The sequence below is a fragment of the Thauera phenolivorans genome (assembly GCF_001696715.1).
GTDB lineage: Bacteria > Pseudomonadota > Gammaproteobacteria > Burkholderiales > Rhodocyclaceae > Thauera > Thauera phenolivorans.
Map to the genome: position 1 here is coordinate 569,030 of NZ_MBFM01000005.1, position 6,606 is coordinate 575,635.

At 69.1% G+C, this 6,606-nt stretch carries 4 protein-coding genes; all 4 read left to right on the top strand.

The features are described 5' to 3' along the window. Positions 1 to 10 precede the first annotated feature (10 nt). The 4 genes from BB334_RS15710 (at position 11) to BB334_RS15725 (ending at position 6,562) form a co-directional block, all read left to right on the top strand. Positions 11 to 1,288 carry an OmpP1/FadL family transporter gene (locus BB334_RS15710; protein WP_068809420.1) on the top strand — a complete coding sequence of 426 codons (1,278 nt, stop codon included), beginning with the start codon at positions 11 to 13 and terminating at the stop codon, positions 1,286 to 1,288. A 52-nt stretch (positions 1,289 to 1,340) separates the two neighbouring features. Beyond that, on the top strand, positions 1,341 to 3,731 hold the full coding sequence (locus BB334_RS15715; RefSeq protein WP_068809421.1) for a 3-hydroxyacyl-CoA dehydrogenase/enoyl-CoA hydratase family protein: 2,391 nt from the start codon (positions 1,341 to 1,343) through the stop codon (positions 3,729 to 3,731). Between the two features lie 13 nt (positions 3,732 to 3,744). Then, entirely contained in the window at positions 3,745 to 4,944 is a 1,200-nt protein-coding gene (locus BB334_RS15720; RefSeq protein WP_068809422.1) for an acetyl-CoA C-acyltransferase, read from the top strand. 268 nt (positions 4,945 to 5,212) lie between these two features. After that, a complete protein-coding gene (locus BB334_RS15725; protein WP_068809423.1) occupies positions 5,213 to 6,562 on the top strand; it encodes a Na(+)-translocating NADH-quinone reductase subunit A in 1,350 nt (449 codons plus the stop codon). Positions 6,563 to 6,606 lie beyond the last annotated feature (44 nt).

Genomic DNA, 6,606 nt, shown 5'->3' on the forward strand with positions numbered 1-6,606 from the left:
GGGGACGGAAATGAGAAAAACCACGCTTGCACGCATCCTGCCGGTGGCCATGCTGGCCCTGGGCTCCGGTTCGGCCGCGGCCGCCGGCTTCCAGCTGCTCGAACAGAACGCCAGCGGCATCGGCAATGCCTACGCCGGCTCGGCCGCGGTGGCCGAGAACGCCAGCACCATCTATTTCAACCCGGCGGGCATGACGCAGCTGCAGGCGCGCGAGCTGTCGGTCGGCCTGTCGCTGGTGCGGCCGAGCTTCAAGTTTACCGACCAGGGCTCGGATGCCGGCGTGCTCTCGGGCGGCGCCCAGGACGCGGGCGACTGGGCGGCGCTGCCGAACGCCTATCTGTCCTGGTCCCTGAACGAGGATGTCTACCTCGGCATCGGCCTGGGTGCGCCGTTCGGGCTGATTACCGAGTACAACCGCGACTGGGTCGGTTCCGCCCACTCGATCAAGTTCGACATCAAGACCTACAACATCAATCCCTCGATCGCGTGGCGGGTGAATGAGAAGGTGTCACTCGGCTTCGGCCTGAACTGGCAGCGCATGGAGGCCGAATACGTGCGCCGGGCCGGCATCTATCCGGCCCCGATTGCCGGCAGGCCGCTTTCGACCAGTTTCGCGACGCTCGATGCCGATGACGATTCGTGGGGTTGGAACGTCGGCGCCCTGTTCAGCGTCTCCGAAGCCACGAAGTTCGGGGTTTCCTATCGTTCGACGGTCAAGCACAAGCTCGAGGGCAGTCTTTCGGTCGACGGTCCCGTTCCTGCTTTCAACGCGGCGGCCACGTCCGGCGCCTACGCCGACGTCGAGCTGCCCGACACCTTCATCCTCAGTGCCACGCACAGACTGGATCCTAAGTGGGAGCTGCTCGGTGACCTCTCCTGGACCGGCTGGAGCAGCATCGACAAGGTCGATATCAACAGGAGCTCGGGTACGCTGGCGCAGCGTCTCGATACCGACTTCCAGGACACCTGGCGGGTCGCGGTCGGTGCCAACTACCAGCTCAACGACGCCTGGAAGCTGAAGTTCGGCCTGGCGTACGACGAGACCCCGGTGAAGAACGCGGAAAAGCGCCTGACCTCGCTGCCGGACAACGACCGCATCTGGTTCTCCTTCGGCGGACAGTGGAAGCCGACCAGGGCATCGACGCTCGATCTCGGCGCCGCGTATCTTTACGTGGACGACACCAGGATCAACAACGGCAGCGCCGCCGACCCGAGCAAGGGTCTGGTGAAGGGCGAATACGACTCGAGCGTCGTGATCCTCGGCGCCCAATACTCGATGTCCTTCTGAACCCGCCGGCCGCCGGCGACCGCATCGAAGCATCCCGCATCCGGAGAAGCGCATGAGCCGATTCATCATCCGCAAGGTCGCCGTGCTCGGAGCCGGCGTCATGGGGGCGCAGATCGCCGCGCACTGTGCCAACGCCGACCTGCCGGTGCTGCTGTTCGACCTGCCCTCGAAGGAGGGGCCGCCGAACGGCATCGTCGACAAGGCGATCGCCGGCCTGAAGAAGCTCGACCCCGCGCCGTTCGCCGCGAAGGACCGGGCCCAGTACGTCGAGGCCGCGAACTACGAGAGTGATCTGGCGCGGCTCGCCGAGTGCGATCTCGTCATCGAGGCGATCGCCGAAAAGATGGAGTGGAAGCTCGACCTCTACGCCAAGGTCGAGCCCCACCTCAAGCCGGAAGCGGTGTTCGCCACCAACACCTCGGGGCTGCCGATTGCCGCGCTCTCCGGCGGCATGCCGGTCGCGCGGCGCGGCCGCTTCTGCGGCGTCCATTTCTTCAATCCGCCGCGCTACATGCCGCTCGTCGAGCTGATCCCGGCACCCGCGACCGAGCCCGCGGTGCTCGACGCGCTCGAGGGCTGGCTCACCACCCGGCTGGGCAAATCGGTGGTGCGCGCGAAGGACACCCCGGGCTTCGTCGCCAACCGCGTCGGCGTGTTCTCGATCATGGCGGTACTGCATCACACCGAACGCCTCGGGCTGGCCTTCGACGAGGTCGACCTGCTCACCGGTCCGCGCATCGGCCGCCCCAAGAGCGCGACTTTCCGCACCGCCGACGTGGTCGGCCTCGACACCCTGGCGCACGTGGTCGACGGCATGCACGCGAGCTTGAAGGACGACCCCTGGCACGCCCATTTCCGCACCCCCGATTGGCTGGCGCAGCTGGTGGCGAAGGGCGCGCTCGGCCAGAAGAGCGGCGCCGGCGTCTATCGCAAGGAGGGCCGGCGGATCCTGGTGCTCGACCGCCACAAGGGCGATTACGTCGAGGCGGGCGGCGAGGTCTTTCCCGATCTGGAGGAGATCCTCGCGCTGGAGGATCCGGTGGAGAAGTTCGCCCTGCTTGCCGCCCATCCGCATCCGCAGGCGCACTTCCTGTGGTCGGTGTTCCGCGACGTGTTCCATTACTGCGCGGTGCACCTGGCGGACATCGCCGACAATGCACGCGACATCGACCTCGCGATGCGCTGGGGCTTCGGCTGGGCGCAGGGCCCGTTCGAGACCTGGCAGGCCGCCGGCTGGCGTGATGTCGCCAACATGATCCGCGAGGACATCGAGCACGGCCACTCGATGGCGAAGGTGCCGCTGCCCGACTGGGTGTTCGAGCGCGATGCCGTGCACGAAGCGGCAGGCTCGTGGAGCGCGGCCGAGGCCAGGCTGCAGCCGCGCTCCAGTCTGCCGGTATACCGGCGCCAGCTCCATCCCGACCGGCTGTTCGGCGAGGCGTCCGCGGACCGCGGCGAGACGCTGTGGGAGAGCCCGCAGCGTGGCGGCGTGCGGCTGTGGCGCCGCCCCGACCAGGATGCGGGCATCGGCATCCTGTCCTTCCAGTCGAAAATGCACGCGATCGGCGACGAGGTGATGGAGGGCGTGCTCGAAGCGATCGCCCGCGCCGAGTTGGATCTCGACGGCCTGGTGATCTGGCACGAGCCGCCCTTCGCGGTGGGCGCCAACCTGCAGCAGGTGGCCGAGGCCTGCGCCGCGGGGCGATTCGCGCTGCTCGAGAAGATGGTGGCCAAGTTCCAGCAGACCTCGATGGCGATCAAGCATGCCCAGGTGCCGGTGGTGGCCGCGATCCAGGGCATGGCGCTCGGCGGCGGCTGCGAGTTCGCGATGCACGCCGCGCAACGGGTGTTCGCGCTCGAGAGCTACCTCGGCCTGGTCGAGGCCGGCGTCGGCCTGATCCCGGCCGGCGGCGGCAGCAAGGAGTTCGCGCTGCAGGCCCACGCGATGGCGCAGCGGGCCGCTGGCGGCGACGTCTTTCCCTACATCCAGACCGCCTTCCAGACGATCGCGATGGCGACCGTGGCGAAGAGCGCGCTGGAAGCGGTGCAGCTCGGCTTCGGTCGCGCCGGCGACGACGTCGTCCTCAATCCGCACGAGCTCCTTCATGTCGCGCTCCGCCGCGCGCGGGTGCTCGCGGAGGCCGGCTGGCGGCCGCCACAGCCGCAGCGCGCAGTGAAGGTGGCCGGCCGCGACGGCATCGCCACCTGCGAGATGATGCTGGTGAACATGCGCGAGGGCGGTTTCATCTCGGCGCACGACTACCGGGTGGCGAAGGCCGCCGCCACCGCGCTGTGCGGCGGCGAGGTGAACAGCGGGGCGACGGTGAGCGAGCATTGGATCCTCGACGTCGAGCGCGCGCAGTTCGTCGAGCTGCTGAAGACCGAGCCGACGCAGCAGCGCATCGCCCACATGCTGGAAACCGGCAAGCCGCTGCGAAACTGACGAGGAAGAAACGATGAGCAAGCAGATCCAGGATGCCTACATCGTCGCCGCGGTGCGCACCCCGGTCGGGCGCAGGAACGGCGTTTTCCGCCACGTCCGCCCAGACGACATGCTGGTCCACGTGCTGCGCGAGCTCCTGGTGCGCGCGCCCGGCCTCGACCCCGCGGAGGTGGGCGACGTCATCACCGGCTGCGCGATGCCCGAGGCCGAGCAGGGCATGAACGTCGCCCGCATCGGCCTGCTGCTCGCCGGCCTGCCCGATCGCGTGCCCGGCATCACGATCAACCGCTTCTGCGCTTCGGGCCTGCAGGCGGTGGCCGACGCCGCCGCCCGCATCCGCCTCGGCGAGGCCGACGTGATGATCGCCGCCGGCACCGAGAGCATGAGCGCGATGCCGCAGATCACCGGCAACAAGACCAGCATCAACCCGGCGGTCTTCGCCACGGAGGAGAACCTCGGCATCGCCTACGGCATGGGCCTGACCGCGGAGAAGGTGGCGGCGAAGTGGAAGGTGAGCAGGGAGGACCAGGACGCCTTCGCCTTCGTCTCCCATCGCCGCGCCACCGCCGCGATCGCCGCCGGGCTCTTCGCCAAGGAGATCGCGCCCTATGCGGTGAAGTCCTGGCTGCCGGGCGAGGGCGGGGCGGTGCGCGTGGCCGAGCGCCGGGTCGAGCACGACGAGGGGCCGCGGACGGACGTCTCGGTCGAGAAACTCGCGGCGCTCAGACCCGTGTTCGCCGCGCGCGGCTCGGTGACCGCCGGCAACAGCTCGCAGATGTCGGACGGCGCCGGCGCGGTGCTGCTGATGAGCGAGGCCGGCCTCAAGCGCACGGGCGCCACGCCAATCGCGCGCTTTGCCGGCTATGCGGTGGCCGGCGTGCCGCCCGAGCTGATGGGCATCGGCCCGGTGGAGGCGATCCCGCACGCGCTGGGGCTCGCCGGCGTGGCCGGCGCCGATCTCGGCTGGATCGAGCTCAACGAGGCTTTCGCCGCGCAGGCCATCGCCGTGGTGCGCGAGCTCGATCTCGACCCGGCACGGGTCAATCCGCTCGGCGGCGCGATCGCGCTGGGCCACCCGCTCGGTGCCACCGGCGCGATCCGCACGGCCACGCTGATGGCCGCAATGGAGCGCGACGCCCGCCTGCGCTACGGCATGGTGAGCATGTGCATCGGCACCGGCATGGGGGCGGCGGGCGTGTTCGAGCGCGTCTGAGCCTGAGCTCCCTCCGGCCGCACCGCCGCCGCCGCAAGGGCGTGGCCGCGCGGTCGCCGGAGCCGCCCTGCACACGCGCCCGGCAGTGCTGCGGGAGCGGGAATGACTGCCGCGCGTGTCCGCGCGGTAACAATCTCTTATAATCCTGGGGTTTTTACCTCGCGGGCCCTCCCCGCCAGCGCGTATGTACGCCGGTATTCCGGCGTGGCGTCGGGCCGGCGCAAGGGGTGGAGTCCGCCGCATCCATCACTATTCGGGCGATAGACGCATGATAAGAATCAAGCGCGGTCTGGACCTGCCCATCACCGGTGCTCCCGCACAGGTCATCGAAGCGGGCCGGCCGGTCCGCAGCGTGGCCGTCATCGGCTTCGACTATCACGGCATGAAGCCGACGATGGCCGTGCAGGTGGGCGACCGGGTGAAGCTGGGGCAGCTCCTGTTCTCCGACAAGAAGACTGAGGGCGTGGTGTTCACCGCGCCGGCGGCGGGGGTGGTGAGTGCCATCCATCGCGGCGAGCAACGCGTGCTGCAGTCGGTCGTGATCGACATCGAGGGCGAGGACGCCGCCGACAGCGCGATCGACTTCGGCGCGCATTCGGACGCCGACATCGAGAGCCTGCCGGCCGAAGTCGTGCGCGGCAAGCTCGCCGAATCCGGGCTGTGGGCCGCCCTGCGGACGCGGCCCTTCAGCAAGGTGCCTGCGCTCGACGCCATCCCGAGTTCGATCTTCGTCACCGCGATCGACACCCATCCGCTCGCAGCCGATCCCGAGGTCGTGATCGGTGAGCACGGCACCGATTTCGTGCGCGGCCTGAAGGTGCTCACCCGGCTCGCGCGCGTCGTCGTGTGTCACGGCGAGAATGCGAAGCTGCCCGGCACCCGGTTGCCCAAGGTCACCAGCGAGGCCTTCGCCGGTCCGCATCCGGCGGGCCTGGCGGGAACCCACATCCACTTCCTCGACCCGGTCGGGGCGCACAAGTCGGTGTGGTACCTCGGCTACCAGGACGTGGTCGCCTTCGGCAAGCTGTTCTCCACCGGCAGGCTGTGGACCGAGCGGGTGATCGCGCTCGCCGGCCCTGCGGTCGAGCGGCCGCGCCTGGTGCGAACCCGGCTCGGCGCCAACCTCGACGAGTTGACCGCCGGCGAGCTGGTGGCGGGGCGAAACCGCGTCGTCTCGGGCTCGGTGTTCGGCGGACGCGTAGCGCGCGGCGCCTGCGCCTTCCTCGGCCGCTACCATCTGCAGGCGTCCTGCCTGCGCGAGGGCAACGATCGCGAGTTCATGCATTTCCTGCGCGCCGGCTTCAACAAGCACTCGGTGATGAACATCTTCGTGTCCAAGCTGTTCGGCGGTCGCCGCTTCGACTTCACCACCACCACCAACGGCAGCCCGCGGGCGATGGTGCCGGTCGGCAACTACGAGGAGGTGATGCCGCTCGACGTGCTGCCGACCCAGCTGCTGCGTTCGCTGATCGTGGGCGATACCGAGATGGCGCAGAAGCTCGGCGCGCTGGAGCTCGACGAGGAAGACCTCGCGCTGTGCAGCTACGTTTGCGCCGGCAAGTACGAGTATGGCCCCATCCTGCGGGACAACCTGACGCGCATCGAGAAGGAGGGTTGAGCATGAGTCTGCGCTCCTGGCTCGACAGCATCGAGCATCATTTC

Bases quoted from the DNA above. Each gene is read 5' to 3' on its own strand.
- BB334_RS15710 (WP_068809420.1), top strand. From the start codon at position 11: ATGAGAAAAACCACGCTTGCACGCATCCTGCCGGTGGCCATGCTGGCC.
- BB334_RS15720 (WP_068809422.1), top strand. From the start codon at position 3,745: ATGAGCAAGCAGATCCAGGATGCCTACATCGTCGCCGCGGTGCGCACC.
- BB334_RS15725 (WP_068809423.1), top strand. From the start codon at position 5,213: ATGATAAGAATCAAGCGCGGTCTGGACCTGCCCATCACCGGTGCTCCC.
- BB334_RS15715 (WP_068809421.1), top strand. From the start codon at position 1,341: ATGAGCCGATTCATCATCCGCAAGGTCGCCGTGCTCGGAGCCGGCGTC.